Annotated in this window: 1 protein-coding gene; it reads left to right on the top strand. The window is 70.7% G+C overall.

Going from position 1 to position 552, the window contains the following annotated elements:
- Positions 1-155: 155 nt before the first annotated feature.
- The coding region (locus D9C15_RS33270) for a chemotaxis protein CheW (RefSeq protein WP_128003730.1) at positions 156-552 on the top strand (397 nt) is incomplete at its 3' end.

The raw sequence follows: 552 nt of genomic DNA, 5'->3' as shown, positions 1-552 counted from the left end.
ACCCAGCAGAACGCCGCCCTCGTCGAGCAGTCCGCCGCCGCCGCCGAGAGCCTCAAGGACCAGGCCGCACGCCTGGCGCAGCTGGTGGGCCGCTTCCGTCTCGAGCCGGCCGGCGCCTGACCCCGGTTTTCACGACGACACCCCGGAGACCTTCCATGGACATGATCACCGACGCCCAGCACGTGGCCCGCCACGAGGCCGCCCGCTCCCACAGCCACGCCGGCGGCGAGTTCCTCACCTTCCGCCTCGGCGACGAGGAGTACGGCATCGACATCCTGCGCGTGCAGGAGATCCGCTCCTACGAACAGCCCACCCGCATCGCCAACGCCCCCGCCTTCGTCAAGGGCGTGGTCAACCTGCGCGGCGTCATCGTCCCCGTCGTCGACCTGCGCATGAAGCTCGGCTGCCCCAGCGCCGAGTACAACACCTTCACCGTCGTCATCGTGCTGAACGTGCGCAACCGCGTCGTCGGCGCCGTCGTCGACTCCGTCTCCGACGTGCTCGAGCTGCCCCCGGAGGCCATCAAGCCCGCCCCCGAGATGGCCAGCTCCG

Source organism: Piscinibacter defluvii (assembly GCF_004011805.1).
Lineage (GTDB): Bacteria > Pseudomonadota > Gammaproteobacteria > Burkholderiales > Burkholderiaceae_C > Piscinibacter > Piscinibacter defluvii.
Note: the sequence above shows the minus strand (reverse complement) of the source record. Positions and strands in the feature narration are given on the sequence as shown.